This window comes from uncultured Arthrobacter sp. (assembly GCF_902805515.1).
Classification (GTDB): Bacteria; Actinomycetota; Actinomycetes; order Actinomycetales; family Micrococcaceae; genus Arthrobacter_D.
The window spans coordinates 24,686-42,028 of the sequence record NZ_CADCTE010000095.1 but is presented as its reverse complement, the minus strand read 5'-3'; the positions used below and the strand labels follow the sequence as shown (position 1 = coordinate 42,028).

Genomic DNA, 17,343 nt, shown 5'->3' with positions numbered 1-17,343 from the left:
GCGGTTGGCGAACTCATGGGCCTGCGCGCGCAGGGCGGCGGTGACGTCCCGGGCTCCGTCCAGGTCCGTCAGGAGCTGGTGGAGTTCGGTGCGGTCGCGAAGGATCATCACGGTGCCCACCCGCTTGGAGTCGACGACGGCGTCGGTGGTCCGTGCCAGCAGGACCCGCTCGCCCACGAGGACTGTCTCGTCGGCGTCACCGGGGGAGGTGAGGAGCCGGGCGAGGGCGGGATCGAGCACCTCGGAGGCGTGTCGGCCGGTGGCGGCGTCGTCGAGCTCGAGCAGCCGCTTGGCCTCGTCGTTCATCAGGGCGATCCGGCCGTTCTCGTCAACGGCCACCATTCCCTCGCTGATGCCGTGGAGCATGGCGTCGCGCGTCTCGAGCAGGGACGCGATTTCCTCGGGTTCAAGCTTGTAGATGCGGCGCCAGACCAGGCGGGAGATGTAGATGGAACCGGCCGAGCCGACCAGCGCCGCAGCGACCAGCCAGATCAGCAGGCGGGGGAGGTCCTCGAAGAGGTCCTCCCGAAGCTCGGACTCAAGGGTGCCCACCGAGGCCGTGCCGATAATCTCGCCTGCCGCGGAGTAGATCGGAACCTTCACGCGCCACGACTCGCCGAGGGTGCCGGTCTGCGTACCGACGTAGATTTCGCCGGAGAGCGGGACCGACGGGTCGGTGGAGACGACCTTGCCGATCAGCTCCGGGTTCGGGTGGGAATACCTCACCCCGCGTTCGTCGGTCACCACCACGTACGTCACCCCGGTGGACTGGGCGATCAGGTCGGCGATCGGCTGGATAGTGGCGCTCGGCTCCGGGTCGTCGAACGCCTCGATGATCGAGGGCAGCTGCGCCACCGACTGCGCCACCCCCACCATGCGGTCCTCATACTGGTCGCGGATCTGCTGCATCTGGCTCGCGACGGCCGTGGATCCGGCCACCAGGACGACGGCGAGCACGATGAACAACTGCAGCAGGAACAGCTGGAACCGCAGCGACATCGTCCGGACCATGCGCCCATTGTGGCACGGCGGCGGGCCGCTGCGGCGCGGAATTCCACCCGATCGCCGGGACCATAAAGACCAATACGAGCGTTACGACCGTATTCTTCCGCTGCCTTTGACACGTTCCTACGCTGAAACGAGCGTGGTGATCCACATCACATCTCAAGGAAGAGACACCCCCATGAAGATCAACCCAGCCGGCTCGCGCCGAACTCCCCTGACAGCACTCGCCCTGGCCTCCGCGCTTGCTCTTTCCGCCTGCGGCTCGATGACCGAGAGCACCACCGGGGGCGGGGGCGGCGACGCCATCGAAAAGCTCAACATCGTGGTCCCGGCCGACCCGGGCGGCGGCTGGGACCAGACCGGCCGCGCCATGCAGAAGGACCTGCAGGACAACGACCTCGTCGAGACGGCCTCCGTGGTCAACGTCGGCGGTGCCGGCGGAACCAACGGGCTGGCCCAGCTCGCCACCGAGACCGACCCGAACACCCTGATGGTCATGGGCTACGTGATGGTCGGAGCGGTGGAGACGAACAACGCGGCCAACCGCATCGAGGACACGACGCCGATCGCCCGCATGACGGACGAGCCGCTCGTCGTCGTCGTCCCGGCCGACTCGCCGTACCAGAACATGCAGGACCTCCTCGATGACATCGAGGCGAAGGGCCAGGGCGTCTCCATCACCGGCGGCTCCGCCGGCGGCGCAGACCATATCCTCGCCGGAATGGTCCTCAAGGAGGCCGGTATCGCCCCCGACAAGCTGAACTACATCCCGTACTCAGGAGGCGGGGAATCCCTCGCCGCGCTGCTGGGCAACAAGGTGAACGCCGGCATCTCCGGCGTCGGCGAATACGCCGAGCAGGTCGAGGCCGGCAAGCTGCGCGCCCTCGCCGTCTCCGGCGAGGAGGCCGCCCCGCAGCTTCCCGAGGTCCAGACCCTCACCGACCAGGGCATCGATGTGGTGCTCACCAACTGGCGCGGCGTCGTCGCCCCGGGGTCGATCGACGAGGCGCAGGCCGACAAGCTCACCGAACTCGTCACCGACCTCCACGAGACCGAGGCCTGGAAGACGACCCTCAAGGAGAACAACTGGTCCGATGCGTTCCTGACCGGCGATGAGTTCGACACCTTCCTCACCGAGGACATCGCCACGGTGAAGACCACCCTGACCGAGATCGGCCTGCTGTAGCCATGAGCACGTCAACATCCAGTCCCGCCGGGAGCGGCACCACCGCCGCTCCCGGCCGGCCGATCGGAGAGCTCATCTTCGCGCTCATCGTGATCAGCGTCGGCGTGGTGGGATTCGTTGCCGGGGCATCCATCCAGACCCCGCCCTCCGCCAGCGACATCGGCCCCAAGGCCTTCCCCTACCTGGTCTCGGGCATGCTCGTCCTCGTCGGGACGGGCCTTGTCATCCAGCTGCTGCGCGGCGGGACCGGCGTGCCGGAGGAGGGGGAGGACGTCGACCCGAACATTGCCACCGACTGGGCAACCGTCGGGAAGCTCGCCGGCTTCGTCCTGCTCCACTCCTTCCTGATCGTGCCCCTGGGCTGGCCCATTGCGGCCGCGGTGCTGTTCTTCGGTGCCGCGTGGTCCCTCGGTGCCCGGCCCTGGTTCCGCAACCTGATCACCGCCATCGTCCTGGCGCTCGTCCTGCAGTTCGTCTTCGCCGGGCTGCTCGGTGTCTCCCTGCCCGCGGGCTTCCTCGAAGGGTTCGGTGTGTTCAGTGGATAACTTCATGAGCCTGCTCGAAGGCTTCGCCGTCGCGGCGCAGCCGATGTACCTGCTGTTCGCACTGGGCGGGGTGCTCGTGGGCACCGCCGTCGGGGTGCTTCCCGGCATCGGGCCCGCCATGACCGTGGCGCTGCTGATGCCGCTGACCTACAGCCTGGAGCCGACGGCGGCCATCATCGTCTTCGCCGGCATCTACTACGGCGGAATGTACGGCGGCTCGACCACCTCCATCCTGCTCAACACCCCCGGGGAGTCGTCCTCGATCGTCACGGCCCTCGAGGGCAACCGGATGGCCAAGGCCGGCCGCGGCGCCGCCGCGCTGGCCACCGCGGCGGTCGGCTCGTTCATCGCCGGCACCATCGCCACCGTCCTGCTGAGCTTCGTCGCCCCCTACGTGGCGGCATTCGCCGTGCAGATCGGCCCGGTCGAGTACGTCGCCCTCATGGTCGTCGCCTTCCTGACCGTCGGGGCCCTGCTGGGGTCCTCGGTGCTGCGCGGCCTCGCGTCCCTGGCCCTTGGCCTGTTCATCGCCACCATGGGCTTCGATTCGCTGACAGCCCAGCAGCGGTACACCTTCGGCAGCCCGTTCCTTGCGGACGGGATCGACGTCGTCCTCGTCGCCGTCGCGCTGTTCGCGGTCGGCGAGGCACTCTACGTCGCCTCCCGGCTGCGCCACGGGCCCATCAAGGTCATCCCGGTGACGGGCGGCTGGACCAAGTGGATGCGCAAGGAGGACTGGAGGCGCTCCTGGCGGCCCTGGCTCCGCGGCACCGTGATCGGCTTCCCCGTCGGCACCATCCCGGCCGGAGGCGCCGACGTCGCCACCTTCCTCTCCTACGCCTCCGAGCGCAAGCTCGCCAAGGGCGCCCGGAAGAAGCAGTTCGGCAAGGGCGCCATTGAGGGCGTCGCCGGACCGGAGGCGGCGAACAATGCCGCAGCCGCCGGTGTGCTGGTGCCGTTGCTGACCCTCGGCATCCCCACCACCGCCACCGCCGCGATGCTCCTGGTGGCATTCCAGCGCTACCAGATCCCGGTGGGGCCGCAGCTCTTCGAAAACGACAGCGCGCTGGTATGGGCCCTGATCGCCAGCCTCTATGTCGGCAACCTCATGCTGCTGGTGCTCAACCTTCCCCTGGTGGGCATCTGGGTCAAGATCCTCCAGATCCCGCGGCCCTACCTCTACGCCGGCATCCTCGTGTTCGCCGCCCTGGGTGCGTTCTCGGTGAACTTCACGCCCATTGACGTGATCATCCTGCTGATCCTTGGCATCCTCGGGTTCTTCATGCGGCGCTTCGGCTACCCGGTTGCACCCATGGTGGTCGGCCTGATCCTTGGCCCGATCTTCGAGAACCAGCTGCGGCGCTCCCTGGCCATCTCCCAGGGCGATCCGGTGGCGCTGGTGTCCTCGCCAATCGCCGCAGTCATCTACGTGGTGCTCATTATCATCTTCGTCCTGTCCTTCTGGATGAGGAAGCGTCAGAGCGCGCTGGAGGCGGAGACCACCGCCGACCTCGAGGACGACGTCGATGACGGCACCGGTACTCCCCGCGCTTCGGCCGCCCCGGGCGGTCCGGACGCCGACGGGACCTCCGGTACGGCGCCCGCGGTGTCCGGTGATCCCGTTGGACCCGCTGATCCGGGTGCGGCGGCCGGCGTCCCCGGCGCCAGGAGCGCTCACGGGCCGGACACCGTGTCCGGTGGGGCCCACTCCGGAGCTTCAAGCACCAAGAACCGAAAGGAAGGCCCATGAGCACGATCGTTGTCGGCTACGTGCCCAACGCCCTCGGAGACGCAGCGGTGGAGGAGGCGATCCACGAGGCGCGGCGACGGGACGCCGGGCTGGTGGTGGTGAACACCACCCGCGCGGACCGGCTCGTTGACCCCGGCTACGCCGATGACACGGATGTGTCCCGGCTTGAGGGAAAACTGGCGGCCTCGAATGTGAAATACGAGATCCGGCACGGCACCTCCGACGCCACGGCGGCCGAGGAGGTCCTCGAGGCCGCCGAAAGCCTGAACGCCGAACTCCTGGTGATCGGGCTGCGGCACCGCACGCCGGTTGGCAAGCTCATCATGGGCTCCACCGCGCAGACGATCCTGCTTTCGGCCCGGTGCAACGTGCTGGCGGTGAAGCTGCCTTAAGCCCTGCCCCTCGGCGCCGTTCCGGCAGGGCCGGAGGCACCGAGGGGACCGGCCGGGCCCAGATCGACCCTCACCGTTGTTCCGCCGCCCGGAGTGTCGGTGATCGAGACGCTCCCGCCGTGGGCCGCGGCGATACGGGCGCAGGTCGCAAGGCCGATCCCGGTGCCTGGCGGATCGCCCTCGCGGGACAGCCGTACCAGCGGCTCGAGGACCCGGGTGCGGTCCTCGGTGGCGATGCCCTTGCCGTTATCCACGACGGTGAGGACCTGGGTGTCACCGGTCTCGGCGAGCACCGCAATGCGCGGGGCGGCATCGGGGCGGGAGTACTTGATCGCATTAGCGATGAGGTTCTGCAGCAGGGCGCGAAGCAGCGTCGGGTCGGCGTCCAGCTCGGCGTCGGCGGCGGTGATGCCCGCCCCGGAGTCCCGCACCAGCGGCAGGATGTCCTGCCGGACGGCGGAGACGGCGGCGGCCAGCGGAACCCGCTCCCGCGTGATGCTGCCACCGACCCGGGAAAAGCCAAGGACCTCCTGGACCGTCTCGAGCATCCGGCCGGCGCTTCCCCGGATGATCCGGAGGTAGCCTGCAGCGGGCCCCGACACCGAGTCGTCCTGCTCGCCGAGTTCCGCATAGCCAAGGATGGCCGTGAGTGGATTCTTGAGATCGTGGCTGACCCGGGCCGCGAACCCTGCGAGGTCCTCGTTGCTGCGCCGGACGGTGGCCAGTGCATCGGCGAGCTGCCGGGTCCTCAGCTGCAGTTCGAGCACCTCGATGACCTGCGATGCGAGAATTTCAAGGCCCTCCCGGCGCTCCGGATCAAGGTCCTGGCGATCGCTTGTGAAGACGCAGAGCGAGCCGAGGGCCGAGCCTGCCGGGGAGACCAGCGGCACCGAGGCGTAGGAGCGGATGCTGAACTTCACTCCGTTGACGAAGGGATTGTTGACGAAGCGGTGGTCCCGGGTGGCGTCGGGCACCACAGTGATCTCACCCGACTGGAATACCTTGGAGCACATCGAGTCCTCCCGGGAGCAGACCTCCGGCTTGATGCCGTGCGCGGCGATCGTGTGCTGCTCGTCCGCGGTGATGATGTTGATGGCACCCGAGGCCATTCCGGTGATCTGCACCGCGAGCCGGACCAGGTTCAACAGTTCCGGTGGAGGAGAAACCTCACCGGAGGTGGCTTCCCCTGCGTGGGAGGGAAGCCCATACGCGCGCAGCACGGCCTGGCGGGAAAGCTCCTCCAGGCGGGGCTGATCGATAAGCGCATCCTGCATTGCTCCCCCTGGGGTGAATCGAGACCGGGTCAGGAATACCCCAAGCTACCGCATCGCGCGAATTCAGACGCTGTAGGCGCGGGGAGGCGGCCGGTGCGTTCGATAGGCGGGGGCCTACCGGGAGTAGGCGTCGTACCCCTCGACCTCGAGTGTGCGGCGGAGTTTCGTCAGACCGCTCTGGATGCGGGACTTCGCCGTGGGGACCTTGAGGTTGAGTGCCTCGGCGACCTCGACATAGGTCAGGCCGCCGTAGTAGGCGAGCCGGATGGCCTCGGCCTGGTGGTCGGTCAGGGAGGAGAGGCACCTGCGGACCGTCTCGGCCATCAGGGAGCGGTGGACCGTCTCGTCGATTGAATCGTGCTTGAGCGCACCCATTTCCTGGGCGTGGCGCGCACCGCGTTCGGAGGAACTCTGCTCACTGCGGACGCGGTCCACCGCCCGCCGGTGGGCGAGGGTGAGGATCCAGGTCTGGGGCGAGCCCAGGGAGGGATCGTACTTTCCGGCCGACGTCCAGACGAGCAGATACACCTCCTGAACGATCTCGGCCGCCATCGCCGGGTTCTTGATTACATTCAGGGCCACCCGGTACACCCGGCGGACGGTCTGCTCGTAGAGCGACTCAAACGCCGGCTCGCTGCCGCCCGCCACCTCCTCAAGGAGCCGCAGCAGAGTGGGGGTCGTTGAGCTGTTGGCGGTCATGGCTGCAGGGTCCCTGAGTCCGAGCATGCGCAAGCTAAAGGATGCGCACCCGTCGCTTGAGTGTTGCCCGGCATGAAAACCTGCTCTGTTCGTGGACCAACCCTCCCCGGCTCGTGGAGGTCCTGCCTGCGTCCTGCCGCATAGACCGATTGTGTATCCACTCCCCAGCGAAGAATTCGAGTATGACATTTATTTAGACAATCGAGCAATACACCTACTTACTTTTTTCTCGGTCCGGACGCAGCCGGTGCGGGGCGGCCAAAACTTCGGAGGCTTTGGTGGACCAGCCGGGCGGGAGACAAGCCCTGCGTGTACGCTGTGCTGATTACGACGCATGCGGGGGATTCAATGGGGGAAAACATGGGAAGAATCGGCGCGCGCGTGAGCGCCCTGCTGACTGTCGGAGTATTGCTCTCGGGCTGTGGCGTGCTCGGCCCCGGCCCCGGGGCGGAGGCGGAGGGTTCTCCAGCTGAATCCGTCGCCTCGCCGGATCCCACCCGGCCCGTCTCTGCGGACCCAGAGCCGACAGTCCCTGCATCGACGGCTCCGGCCAAGCCGCCCGCCGCACCGGAAGTGCTGCCGCCGGCGGAACTGGAGGCACGCGTAGCCGGGCTCCTGGACGCCCAGGGCCGGCCGTTTACTCCGGTGCCGCCGGATCAGCAGGCGGCAGGGATGGATCTGGTCAAGATGGGACTCGACGCGGCCGTGATCGAGCCGGCGGCATGCGCGGAGATGGCGAACAAGAGCCTGCAACAGATCCCCGAGGACGCTGCGGCGGCCGCGGGGATCGGCATCCCCGACCCAGCCGGCTCGATCACCGTTGTGTCCCTCGCGTCCAACGACAATCCGGACCTTTTGGCGCAGAGCCTGGACATCAACACGTCGGGATGTACGGAGTTCACCATGACCATCGAAGGCCAGACGGTCTCGGTCACCATGGAGGAACTGCCCATCGATCCAGTGGGTGGAGAAACGGTGTCCTTCCTGATGGCCCAGGCCCTGCCCACCGGTCAGACCATGTACATCATCGGGGTCATGGCCAGGGAGGGCGCCACCGTCGCGTCGGCCCAGCAGATCGGAACCACCGAGCCCGACCTGGTGACCCAGGATGAGCTGGGACGGCTCGCCGGAGAACTCCTCACCGGCAAACCCGTCTCCGGCTAGTTCAGCCCGCGTCGGCGTACCGCTTCGCACGCCCGAGCGCTTCCCGCATCCCGTCGGCGTCCGCCGGGGTGACGTAGGCGGGTGTATCGCGCTGAAACCGCCAGCCCTCGGCCAGCGGTCCGGCGTCGATGACGTCGAAGCCGAATTCATCGATCATCGCCGCGACGGTGGCCTTCGCCGCCTCGTCGTTCCCGGCGATCGGCAGGGCCCGCCGGTTTGGCGTCCCGGCGGGCGATCCCTCCCGCAGGTCGGCAAAGTAGATGTTGTTGAAGGCCTTCACGACGCGCGCGCCGGGCAGCTGCGCCTGAATCAGTTCGCTGGTGGTGGTGCTTTCGTCGTCGAGCTCGGGGATCCGGCCGTCCCGCTGGGGGTAGTAGTTGCAGGTGTCGATGACCACCTTTCCGGCCAGCGCCTCCGCGGGGAGATTCCGGTAGCCCTTGAGGGGGACCGTGACGACGACGATGTCACCCGCCGCCGCCGCTTCGGCGCTCGTGGCCGCCCGGGCCCGCGGACCGAGCTCGGCCACGAGGTCGGCCAGGGTCGCCGGGCCGCGGGAGTTGCTGAGGATTACGTCGTATCCGCGGGAGACAGCGAGGCGTGCCAGCTGCGAGCCAATGTGGCCGCTGCCGATCAGGCCGAGTGTCGTCGTGTGTTTGCTCATGCCTCATCCAACCCGGTTTCCTGACGCGCCGTCCACCCCCGCCGGACTCACTCCGGCGGCCGGCGCCCGGCCGCGAGCTGGTCAGTGAGGTCGGCAAGCTGGGCGCGCACCGCAGCAAGCTCCTGCCGCACGGCGTCGGCGGAGTCGTCGGGCGATCCGGTCGAGACGCTCTCCACCAGCCAGGAGGCCACGGTGGCGGTCACGACGCCGAGGACCGCGATGCCGAGCACCATGAGCCCCGAGGCAACCAGCCGGCCGGGTACCGTGACGGGGAAGTGGTCGCCATAGCCCACGGAGGTCACGGTCGTCAGGGACCACCAGAGGGCATCGCCGATGGTGAGGATATTGCCCTTCTGGGCATCCTGCTCCACATCGAGCACCGCCAGGGCGCCGGCATAGGAAAGGATAGCGGAGGAGGTCAGGACATAGAGCGCCAGCCGGCCGCGGAGCGCGTCTCCTCCGGCCCTGTTCAGCACCCGCAGCAGGGTCAGCAACCGCAGTAGGCGCAGCGGCCGCAGCATGGGCAGGACCAGGATGAGAAGTTCGTGGAGGTTCCGGAGCAGCCAGTGCCACCGCCGCTCCGCCAGCGCGAGGTTCACCACGAAGTCAAGGAGGAAGACCGCCCAAATGGCCCAGTTCACGGCGGCCAGCAGGGAGGACTCGGCCGGACTCAGCGGCAGAATCACCTGGACCGAATAAAGCAGGAGGAAGAGGACCGCGGCCCCGGCCAGGGGCCACTCGGTGCGCGCCCGCCACATCTCAGAAGTCATAGCTGAATCCTAGGGTGGCATCTCCGCCGCCCGCGCCTGTGGCGATCCGGGGACCGCTTTGTAGAATGCTCAGACGTCCATCTCCCCGCCCGCGCCTACCCCGCGGTCCGACGAAGGGTCAACCGTGCCGCAAACCCAGCTTCCACCGATCGTCGTCATGGGGGTGCAGGGCTCCGGCAAGACCACGGTCGGCACCCTGCTGGCCGCCCGCCTCGGCGCCGACTTCGTCGACGGCGACGACCTGCATTCCGAGCACAACCGGAAACTCATGGCAGCAGGCACGCCCCTCACCGACACCGAACGCCTGCCCTGGCTGCGGGCCGTGGGCGAGAGGCTCGCGCAGGGCGGAGACCAAGGCATCGTCGTGGCCTGCTCTGCGCTGAAGCGTTCCTACCGCGACCTGCTGCGCAGCTTCGCGCCGGCCGCGGTGATGGTCCACCCGCACGGGCCGATGGAGGTGGTGGCCGAACGCGTGGCCAACCGCCGGCATCAGTTCATGCCGCCCTCGCTGCTGGTGTCCCAGTACGAGGTTCTGCAGACCCTGCAGGAAGACGAGCGCGGTGTCACCGTCGACCTGAGCCTGTCCCTCGAGCAGATCGTGGACCAGGCCGCCGACTATCTGAGGGGCCTGCCCCCCGAGGATGAGACCCCGGGCAGCGACAGGGAAAGAGCGGCAGGGGAAGATTGACCGGGGAATAAGGGGCGGGCCCGGGACGCTACCCGGGGATGAAGAAAATAGGTTTCCTGTCCTTCGGGCACTACCAGGATGTCCAAGGTTCCCTCGTGCCCACGGCACGGGACGCCCTGCAGCAGATGGTGGAGCTCGCGGTCGCCGCCGAGGAGGTCGGCGTCGACGGCGCGTTCCTGCGGGTGCACCACTTCGCCCCCCAGTTCGCCTCGCCCTTCCCGCTGCTGGCGGCGATGGCGGCCCGCACCAGCCGCATTGAGCTGGGGACGGGCATCATCGACATGCGTTACGAGAACCCCCTGTACATGGCGGAGGAAGCGGCCGTCACCGACCTGATCAGCAACGGCCGGCTGCAGCTCGGAGTCAGCCGGGGATCACCCGAACCGGCCCTGCGCGGCTATGAGAAGTTCGGCTACGTGCCGGCCGAGGGGCTCTCCGACGCCGACGACGCGCGCCGGAAGACGGCCATCTTCCGCGCCGCCATCGCCGGGGCGGGAATCGCCGACGCCGACCCCCGGATGACGGGGTCCGCGGGGCAGTTGGCCATCGATCCACAGGCCCCGGGGCTCAGTGGACGCATCTGGTGGGGATCGGGCACCCGCGCCACCGCCAAGTGGGCGGGGGAGCAGGGTATGAACCTCATGAGCTCCACCCTGCTGACCGAGGATACCGGGGTTCCCTTCGACCAGCTCCAGGCCGAGCAGATTGAGGTCTTCCGCGCAGCGTGGGCCTCGGCCGGGCACGCGGGAAGCCCACGCGTGTCGGTGAGCCGCAGCGTGTTCCCCCTGGTCACCGACGAGGACCGCTACTACTTCGGGGTGAGGGCACAGCTCGAGGCCACCGACCAGGTCGGCAACCTCGGCGGCGTCCAGGCCCGCTTCGGCAAGAGCTACATCGGGGAACCGGACGCCATCGCCGCGCAGCTCGCCGCCGATGCGGCGGTGCAGGCAGCTGACACCGTCCTGCTGACCATCCCGAACCAGCTCGGCGTCGAGTACAACGCGACGCTCCTCGACAGCATCGTTCGGCATGTAGCGCCCGCGGCGGGCTGGCGCTGAGCCGGCGGCAGGCCGGGGCCTGAGGACAGCCAGCGGCGGGCGGCCAGTAGGGGGGCCGCCCGCCGCTGACGCGGTCAGAGGACTAGCGCAGGGTGCCGAGGATTGAGCGCTGGATGACGACGGCGGCGGCGCCCCGGGCCCACTCGCCGAAGTCGGTCGGCTGACGCTTCAGCCGGATCGGCGTCGCTTCGGGGTCCCGGTGGCTCGCAATCGCCGCGTCGATCTTTTCGGGAGAAACATCGGCGAGTTCCATCCCCTCGCCGGAGAGCACGACGAGGTCAACCATCGTCAGATTCCCAACGGCGGCGATCAACGTTCCCAGGGCGGTGCCCGCGGCGTCCATCACCGCCCTTGCAACGGGATGGCCCGCGCGGGCCATGTCGAGGATGTCCTCATACTTGCACTGCCGGCCGGTGGCGGCGGCGACCTGGGCGCAGATCGCCGGGATGGTCAGGACGGCCGAGGAACACCCGCGGTGGCCCTCAAGGCACAGGGGGCCCGATGGGTCGAGCGGGTAGTGGCCGAGGAGGCCGAGGCCGGCATCCGGCGGCGCGATGACCGTGTCGTTGAGCACCAACCCGTACCCCACGCCGGCACCGACGGTGAGGACGGCGAAGTCGGTCTCCCCGCGCCCGCCGCCGAACCAGTGTTCGGCCATGGTGAGGGCGACGACGTCGTTCTCCACGGCCACCGGGACCGCCACCTCATCCCCGATCAGGCGGGCCAGGGGCACGTCCCGCCAGCCAAGGAACGGGGCACGGACCACGACGCCGTCAGCGCTGAGCTTTCCGCCGATGCTGATGCCGACGCCGCTGAACTGCGAGGCGCCGCCAAGGTCCTCGATGACCGCCAGGATCGTCGAGACCACGTCGGCGACATCATGGCTCGGCAGGAGTCTCTCGGCCGTGCCGAGGGAGTCCGAGCGGAGGTTCGTCGCAACGCCCGCCGCGCTCGTGCCGCTGAGCTTGATGCCGACGAACCGGTGCGCCTCCGGAACGATCTCCAGCGGGCGTGTCGGGCGGCCGACTCCGCCGGGGACCAATTCGTTCCTCTCGCGCACCACCCCGGCGTCAAGCAGCGGTTTGCTGAGCCGGGTGAGGCTCGCGACCGAGAGGCCGAGGCGGGAGGCCAGGTTGGACCTCGAAATCGGGCCGTGGATCAGCACCTCGCGCGCGATGCTGCGGACGGGACTGTCCGGGGAGAGAGCGAGGACCGATTCCATGGCCGCCTCCGGAGATGCCGTGATTATTTTCACCGTAACTGTAACACCACTCAAGAACTACGCAGGAAAGCCCCGGATGGGTGTCCTGGGGCCTTTTGACACTCTACTTTATTTCAAGGTAAAAATAATCTCATGTTTATACAGCGCCGGGTTCGAGCGAAGATTTTCGCCACCGCGGCCGCGACAGCGCTGATGCTGTCCGCCTGCGCGCCCACCGACACCGACGTCGTGACCCTCGATTTCTTCCAGTTCAAGCCGGAAGCCGTCGGCAGTTTCGACAAAATCATCAGCGAGTTCGAAGCCCAGAATCCCGGCATCAACGTGGTGCAGAACCATGTGCCCAATGCCGACACCGCCATCCGCACGCTCCTGGTGAAGAACAAGACACCCGACGTCCTGACCCTCAACACCAACGGCAACTACGGCAAGCTCGCCGAGGCGGGCGTCTTCGCCGACCTCAGCGACCATCCCGCCGCCGATACCGTGCTTCCGGCGGTCAAGGACATTGTCCAGGAACTCGGCACCCGCACTCCCTCGGAGGTCAACGCGCTGCCGTTCTCCAGCAACGCCAGCGGCATCCTGTACAACAAGGACATCTTCGCCAAGTACGACGTGGCTCCTCCCCGGACCTGGGATGAGCTGATCGAAGCGGCCGAGACCTTCAAGGCCAACGGGGTGACGCCCTTTTACACAACGCTGAAGGATGCCTGGACCGTTGGGCCGGCCTTCGTGAACCTCGGCGGCGCCCTCCAGCCCGAGGGCTTCTTCGAGGATCTGTTGTCCAAGGACGGCGATGTGTCCTTCTCCAAGGACTACCCGGAAGCGGCGGAGAAGTTGAAGACGCTGTTCTCCTACGGCCAGCCCGATGCGCCGGGCAAGGACTACAACGCGGGCAACGCGGCCTTCGGCGCCGGCGAGGCAGCGATGTACCTCCAGGGCAGCTACGCGATCCCGGCGATCCGGGCCGCCAATCCTGACGCCAACATCGGCTCGTTCCCCTACCCCGCCAGCAATGACCCCGCCGAGACCGTCGTCGTCTCCGGCGTCGACGTCGGGATCTCCATCGGACGCGACACCGAGCACCCCGAGGAGGCACGCAGGTTCACGGAGTTCCTCCTCTCCCAGGAGGTCGTCGAGGCGTACGCGAAGGAGCAGAGCGCCTTCTCACCCCTGAAGACCAGCCCGCCCAATGAGGATCCGGCCCTCGAGGGGCTCGCCCCCTACTTCACCGAGGGACGCCTGATCGGCTTCATCGACCACCAGATCCCCTCAAGCCTGCCGCTGGCGCCGCTGCTCCAGGAGTTCGCCCTCGGAGGTAGCACCGACAACCTCCTCGCATCACTGGACAACGAGTGGAACAAGATCGCCGCCCGCACCATCAGCAATGAGAAGGACACCCCATGAGCACGCTGACACGGCCGAACGTCGGCCGCAAGACTCCTCGGGTCTTTTACTTCATGGTCCTCCCGGCGCTGGTGATCTTCGCGGTGTTCCACACCGTGCCGCTGCTGAGCGGAATCTACTTCAGCTTCACCAACTACGCCGGCTACGGTGAGTGGTCCTTCGTCGGGCTGAGCAACTACATCAACCTCTTCCGCGACGACCGGATCCTCAACGCCTACGGGTTCACCTTCCTGTTCGCAATCGTCTCGACCATCGCGGTCAACGTCATCTCCCTGGCCGTGGCCATCGCCCTCAACGGGCGGATCAAGTTCAAGACGGGCTTCCGCGGGATTTTCTTCATCCCGAACATCCTGTCGATCCTCATCGTCGGATACGTCTTCAACTACCTGTTCTCCAACTCCGTCCCGGCGATCGCGGAAGCACTGGGGATCAACGCCCTGACCACGAGCATCCTCGCCGGCGCCGATACGGCCTGGATCGGCGTGGTGATCCTCTCCGTCTGGCAGGCGGCCGCCTTCAACATCATCATCTACCTGGCCGGGCTGCAGACCATCGGCGGTGAGCTGTACGAGGCGGCCTCGCTCGACGGCGCCTCCTCATGGCGGCAGTTCCGGTCCATCACCTTCCCCCTCATCGGGGCGTTCTTCACCATCAACATGGTTCTGTCCCTGAAGAACTTCCTGCAGGTGTTCGACCAGATCGTCTCCCTGACCGCCGGCGGACCGGGCACGTCGACGGAATCGATCTCCCTGCTCATCTACCGTGGCGGGTTCGAGGGCGGCGAATACGGCTACCAGACCGCCAACGCCGTGATCTACCTCATCGTCATCATCGCCATCTCATTCGTCCAGCTGCGCATCCTGCAGCGCAGGGAGGCTTCGTTCTAATGACAGCTACAGCCGAATCGGCAGCGCCACGTACCTCTGCCCCGTCCGGGCCCGCCCCCAAGGCTCTGCGGCGCGACCGCGCGAAGATCAACTGGTGGCTCACCGCACTCGTCGCGGTCTGTTCCCTGACGGTGCTCATCCCGTTGTACCTCGCCGTCGTCACTGCACTGAAGACACCAGACCAGCTCGGCGGCACCGGGTTCGAACTGCCCATCGGAGCCCGCTGGGAAAACTTCGCCGAGGCGTGGACCACGGTCAAGTTCCCGCGGGCCCTGCTGAACACCGCGCTGGTGACGGTCGGGGCGGTGCTGCTGACGCTCCTGACGAACTCGATGGTCGCCTACGCCATCGCCCGGAACCTTCACCGGAAGTTCTTCAAGGGCCTCTACCTGTACTTCATCGCCGCCCTCTTCGTACCGTTCCCGATCATCCTGCTTTCGGTGGTCAAGGAAACCGCGATCCTGGGCCTCGATAACCAGCTCGGCCTGATCCTGCTCTACACGGTGTACGGACTCTCGTTCAACATCTTCGTCTACGTGGCCTACATCCGCTCGATCCCGCTCGAGCTCGAGGAGGCCGCCCTCACCGACGGTGCCAGCACCTGGACGATCTTCTGGCGCATCATCTTCCCGCTGCTTGGGCCGATGAACGCCACCGTGGGCATCCTCACCTGCCTGTGGGCGTGGAACGACTTCCTATTGCCCCTGGTGATCCTCTCGGACCCGGCCGCCCAGACCCTCCCGCTGGCCCAGTTCATCTTCCAGGGCCAGTTCAACACCAACTACCCGGTGGCCTTCGCCTCCTACCTGCTGGCCCTGGCTCCGCTGCTGCTCGTGTACCTGTTCGCCCAGCGCTGGGTTGTCTCCGGCGTCATGCGCGGCTCGACCAAATAAACTCGTCCCAGATACCGAAAGGAAACCCCGCCGTGGCTACAAGCACCGCCGAACTTTCCGCACAGACCGGCTCCATGTCGGATCCCAACTGGTGGCGCCAGGCCGCCGTCTACCAGATCTACCCCCGCAGCTTCGCCGACTCCAACGGCGACGGCCTGGGCGACATCCGGGGCATCACCTCGCGGGTGCCTTACCTGTCGTCCCTGGGGGTGGACGCCGTCTGGCTCAGCCCGTTCTACCCCTCGGCCCTGGCCGACGGCGGCTACGACGTCGATGACTACCGAAACGTCGACCCGAAGCTCGGAACACTTGAGGACTTCGATGAACTGGTCGCCGCCCTGCACGGTGCCGGGATCAAGCTCATCGCCGACATCGTGCCCAACCACACCTCCAACCGGCACGAGTGGTTCCGTGAGGCCCTGGCCTCGCCGAAGGGATCACCGGCCCGGGAGCGCTACATCTTCCGCGACGGCAAGGGCCCGGACGGCTCGGAGCCGCCCTCGGACTGGGAGTCCGTCTTCGGCGGGCCCGCCTGGGACCGCACCGAGGACGGCCAGTGGTACCTTCACCTCTTCGCCCCGGAGCAGCCGGACCTCAACTGGGACAACCGGGAGGTGCGCGATGACTTCCTGAAGACGCTGCGCTTCTGGTCCGACCGCGGTGTCGACGGCTTCAGGGTGGACGTGGCACATGCGCTGACCAAGAACCTCACCGACCCGCTTCCCTCGAAGGCCGAGCTGGGCGCCGAGGACGAAAACCTCAACGGCGAGCACCCCTTCTGGGACCGCGACGAGGTCCACGACATCTACACCGAATGGCGCCGGGTGTTCAACGAGTACGACCCGCCGCGCACCGCCGTGGCCGAGGCCTGGGTCCACGCCACCCGTCGGGCCCGCTACGCCAGCCCCGACGGGCTCGGCCAGGCGTTCAACTTCGACCTGCTGCGCGCCGACTGGAACCCCGGCCAGTTCCGCAGCATCATCACCACCAACCTCACCGAGGCCGAGAACTCCGGCGCCTCCTCGACGTGGGTCTTCTCCAACCACGACGTCGTCCGCCACGCCACCCGCTACGGCCTGCCCCCGGCCGGGGACGGCAAGCCCACCGGGATCGACTGGCTGCTCAGCGGTGGAACCACCCCGGAGCTGGACGCCGAACGCGGCCTCCGGCGCGCCCGCGCCGCGTCCCTGCTGATGTTCGCGCTGCCCGGCTCGGCCTACCTGTACCAGGGTGAGGAGCTGGGCCTGCACGAGGTGGCCGACATCGCCGACGAGGCGCGCCAGGACCCGACGTTCTTCCGCAACCCGGGCGTTGAGGTTGGCCGCGACGGATGCCGGGTGCCGCTGCCCTGGACCGCCGATGGGCCCTCCTTCGGCTTCGGGGGACACACGGCCCACCTGCCCCAGCCGGACTGGTTCTCCGACTCCGCCGTCGAGGTGCAGGAGGAGGGCGGGGACTCCACCCTGAACCTCTACCGCCGTGCCCTGGCGCTGCGCCGGGAACTCCAGACCACCGAGCAGCTCGACTGGGTTCCCTCGGCACCGGAGGTCCTTCACTTCACCCGCTCTGGTGGCTGGCACTCGGTGACCAACTTCGGGGCCGACCCGGTGGACCTGCCGGCGGGCCGGGTCGTCGTGAGCAGCGGCCCCCTGATCGACGGGAAGCTTCCCGCCGACACCACCGCGTGGGTGGTCGCGGGAGCCTAAACACTCCGGGGCGGGAACACCGCGCGATGGCGCATTCGA

The 17,343-nt window shown here is 67.7% G+C and carries 17 protein-coding genes; 11 read left to right on the top strand and 6 right to left on the bottom strand.

Annotated features, from left to right (window positions below; all coding sequences use genetic code 11):
• Nucleotides 1-1,011, bottom strand: a 1,011-nt coding sequence (locus QZX79_RS08375; RefSeq protein WP_294567481.1) for a PAS domain-containing protein, incomplete at its 3' end; no start/stop codon positions are given.
• Nucleotides 1,012-1,183: 172 nt separating this feature from the next.
• On the opposite strand from QZX79_RS08375, the gene QZX79_RS08370 reads away from it, so the two are divergent.
• Genes QZX79_RS08370 through QZX79_RS08355 form a run of 4 tightly spaced genes read left to right on the top strand, consistent with a single transcriptional unit; the run spans nucleotide 1,184 to nucleotide 4,878 of the window.
• Nucleotides 1,184-2,191: a tripartite tricarboxylate transporter substrate binding protein gene (locus QZX79_RS08370; RefSeq protein ID WP_294567478.1), complete on the top strand. Its 1,008-nt coding sequence runs from the start codon at nucleotides 1,184-1,186 to the stop codon at nucleotides 2,189-2,191.
• A gap of 2 nt (nucleotides 2,192-2,193) precedes the next feature.
• A complete protein-coding gene (locus tag QZX79_RS08365) occupies nucleotides 2,194-2,736 on the top strand; it encodes a tripartite tricarboxylate transporter TctB family protein (RefSeq protein WP_294567476.1) in 543 nt (180 codons plus the stop codon).
• Nucleotides 2,729-4,486, top strand: coding sequence for a tripartite tricarboxylate transporter permease (locus QZX79_RS08360; protein WP_294567474.1), 1,758 nt, complete (start codon nucleotides 2,729-2,731; stop codon nucleotides 4,484-4,486). Before QZX79_RS08365 ends, QZX79_RS08360 begins: the two co-directional genes overlap by 8 nt.
• Nucleotides 4,483-4,878 carry a universal stress protein gene (locus QZX79_RS08355; RefSeq protein ID WP_120167186.1) on the top strand — a complete coding sequence of 132 codons (396 nt, stop codon included), beginning with the start codon at nucleotides 4,483-4,485 and terminating at the stop codon, nucleotides 4,876-4,878. The genes QZX79_RS08360 and QZX79_RS08355 overlap by 4 nt, the downstream gene beginning before the upstream one ends.
• Here QZX79_RS08355 and QZX79_RS08350 read toward each other — a convergent pair.
• Nucleotides 4,875-6,152 carry a GAF domain-containing sensor histidine kinase gene (locus QZX79_RS08350; RefSeq protein ID WP_294567471.1) on the bottom strand — a complete coding sequence of 426 codons (1,278 nt, stop codon included), beginning with the start codon at nucleotides 6,150-6,152 and terminating at the stop codon, nucleotides 4,875-4,877. The two genes, QZX79_RS08355 and QZX79_RS08350, sit on opposite strands and share 4 nt — an antisense overlap.
• A gap of 114 nt (nucleotides 6,153-6,266) precedes the next feature.
• Entirely contained in the window at nucleotides 6,267-6,851 is a 585-nt protein-coding gene (locus QZX79_RS08345; protein ID WP_294567469.1) for a sigma-70 family RNA polymerase sigma factor, read from the bottom strand.
• Between the two features lie 672 nt (nucleotides 6,852-7,523).
• Here QZX79_RS08345 and QZX79_RS08340 point away from each other — a divergent pair.
• Nucleotides 7,524-8,015 (top strand): hypothetical protein, encoded by a 492-nt coding sequence (locus tag QZX79_RS08340; RefSeq protein ID WP_294567467.1) that lies wholly within the window; start codon nucleotides 7,524-7,526, stop codon nucleotides 8,013-8,015.
• Nucleotide 8,016: 1 nt separating this feature from the next.
• On the opposite strand, the gene QZX79_RS08335 is transcribed toward QZX79_RS08340, so the two are convergent.
• Nucleotides 8,017-8,676, bottom strand: a complete 660-nt coding sequence (locus tag QZX79_RS08335; RefSeq protein ID WP_294567465.1) for an NADPH-dependent F420 reductase — start codon at nucleotides 8,674-8,676, stop codon at nucleotides 8,017-8,019.
• Between the two features lie 47 nt (nucleotides 8,677-8,723).
• Nucleotides 8,724-9,446, bottom strand: coding sequence for a potassium channel family protein (locus tag QZX79_RS08330; protein WP_294567463.1), 723 nt, complete (start codon nucleotides 9,444-9,446; stop codon nucleotides 8,724-8,726).
• Nucleotides 9,447-9,570: 124 nt separating this feature from the next.
• Here QZX79_RS08330 and QZX79_RS08325 point away from each other — a divergent pair, with 124 nt between their 5' ends.
• Both QZX79_RS08325 and QZX79_RS08320 read left to right on the top strand, forming a co-directional pair.
• The gene (locus QZX79_RS08325) at nucleotides 9,571-10,134 is read left to right on the top strand and encodes a gluconokinase (RefSeq protein WP_294567461.1); all 564 of its coding nucleotides are present in this window, start codon (nucleotides 9,571-9,573) and stop codon (nucleotides 10,132-10,134) included.
• A 38-nt stretch (nucleotides 10,135-10,172) separates the two neighbouring features.
• Nucleotides 10,173-11,192: an LLM class flavin-dependent oxidoreductase gene (locus QZX79_RS08320; protein ID WP_294567459.1), complete on the top strand. Its 1,020-nt coding sequence runs from the start codon at nucleotides 10,173-10,175 to the stop codon at nucleotides 11,190-11,192.
• Between the two features lie 82 nt (nucleotides 11,193-11,274).
• Here QZX79_RS08320 and QZX79_RS08315 read toward each other — a convergent pair whose 3' ends face one another.
• Nucleotides 11,275-12,414 (bottom strand): ROK family transcriptional regulator, encoded by a 1,140-nt coding sequence (locus QZX79_RS08315; protein WP_294567457.1) that lies wholly within the window; start codon nucleotides 12,412-12,414, stop codon nucleotides 11,275-11,277.
• 132 nt (nucleotides 12,415-12,546) lie between these two features.
• Between QZX79_RS08315 and QZX79_RS08310 the strand changes: the two genes are divergently transcribed.
• The 4 genes from QZX79_RS08310 (at nucleotide 12,547) to QZX79_RS08295 (ending at nucleotide 17,304) form a co-directional block, all read left to right on the top strand.
• Complete coding sequence (locus QZX79_RS08310) at nucleotides 12,547-13,818, top strand: ABC transporter substrate-binding protein (RefSeq protein ID WP_294567455.1); 1,272 nt, start codon at nucleotides 12,547-12,549, stop codon at nucleotides 13,816-13,818.
• Nucleotides 13,815-14,705 (top strand): carbohydrate ABC transporter permease, encoded by an 891-nt coding sequence (locus tag QZX79_RS08305; RefSeq protein WP_120167168.1) that lies wholly within the window; start codon nucleotides 13,815-13,817, stop codon nucleotides 14,703-14,705. Before QZX79_RS08310 ends, QZX79_RS08305 begins: the two co-directional genes overlap by 4 nt.
• Nucleotides 14,705-15,598, top strand: a complete 894-nt coding sequence (locus tag QZX79_RS08300) for a carbohydrate ABC transporter permease (RefSeq protein ID WP_294567452.1) — start codon at nucleotides 14,705-14,707, stop codon at nucleotides 15,596-15,598. The genes QZX79_RS08305 and QZX79_RS08300 overlap by 1 nt, the downstream gene beginning before the upstream one ends.
• 74 nt (nucleotides 15,599-15,672) lie before the next feature.
• Entirely contained in the window at nucleotides 15,673-17,304 is a 1,632-nt protein-coding gene (locus QZX79_RS08295) for an alpha-amylase family glycosyl hydrolase (RefSeq protein WP_294567489.1), read from the top strand.
• The last annotated feature ends 39 nt before the right edge of the window (nucleotides 17,305-17,343 follow it).

Coding starts and splice junctions, on each gene's coding strand:
- QZX79_RS08370 (WP_294567478.1), top strand. CDS start 1,184: ATGAAGATCAACCCAGCCGGCTCGCGCCGAACTCCCCTGACAGCACTC.
- QZX79_RS08365 (WP_294567476.1), top strand. CDS start 2,194: ATGAGCACGTCAACATCCAGTCCCGCCGGGAGCGGCACCACCGCCGCT.
- QZX79_RS08355 (WP_120167186.1), top strand. CDS start 4,483: ATGAGCACGATCGTTGTCGGCTACGTGCCCAACGCCCTCGGAGACGCA.
- QZX79_RS08350 (WP_294567471.1), bottom strand. CDS start 6,152: ATGCAGGATGCGCTTATCGATCAGCCCCGCCTGGAGGAGCTTTCCCGC.
- QZX79_RS08345 (WP_294567469.1), bottom strand. CDS start 6,851: ATGACCGCCAACAGCTCAACGACCCCCACTCTGCTGCGGCTCCTTGAG.
- QZX79_RS08340 (WP_294567467.1), top strand. CDS start 7,524: ATGGATCTGGTCAAGATGGGACTCGACGCGGCCGTGATCGAGCCGGCG.
- QZX79_RS08335 (WP_294567465.1), bottom strand. CDS start 8,676: ATGAGCAAACACACGACGACACTCGGCCTGATCGGCAGCGGCCACATT.
- QZX79_RS08330 (WP_294567463.1), bottom strand. CDS start 9,446: ATGACTTCTGAGATGTGGCGGGCGCGCACCGAGTGGCCCCTGGCCGGG.
- QZX79_RS08320 (WP_294567459.1), top strand. CDS start 10,173: ATGAAGAAAATAGGTTTCCTGTCCTTCGGGCACTACCAGGATGTCCAA.
- QZX79_RS08315 (WP_294567457.1), bottom strand. CDS start 12,414: ATGGAATCGGTCCTCGCTCTCTCCCCGGACAGTCCCGTCCGCAGCATC.
- QZX79_RS08310 (WP_294567455.1), top strand. CDS start 12,547: ATGTTTATACAGCGCCGGGTTCGAGCGAAGATTTTCGCCACCGCGGCC.
- QZX79_RS08305 (WP_120167168.1), top strand. CDS start 13,815: ATGAGCACGCTGACACGGCCGAACGTCGGCCGCAAGACTCCTCGGGTC.
- QZX79_RS08300 (WP_294567452.1), top strand. CDS start 14,705: ATGACAGCTACAGCCGAATCGGCAGCGCCACGTACCTCTGCCCCGTCC.
- QZX79_RS08295 (WP_294567489.1), top strand. CDS start 15,673: ATGTCGGATCCCAACTGGTGGCGCCAGGCCGCCGTCTACCAGATCTAC.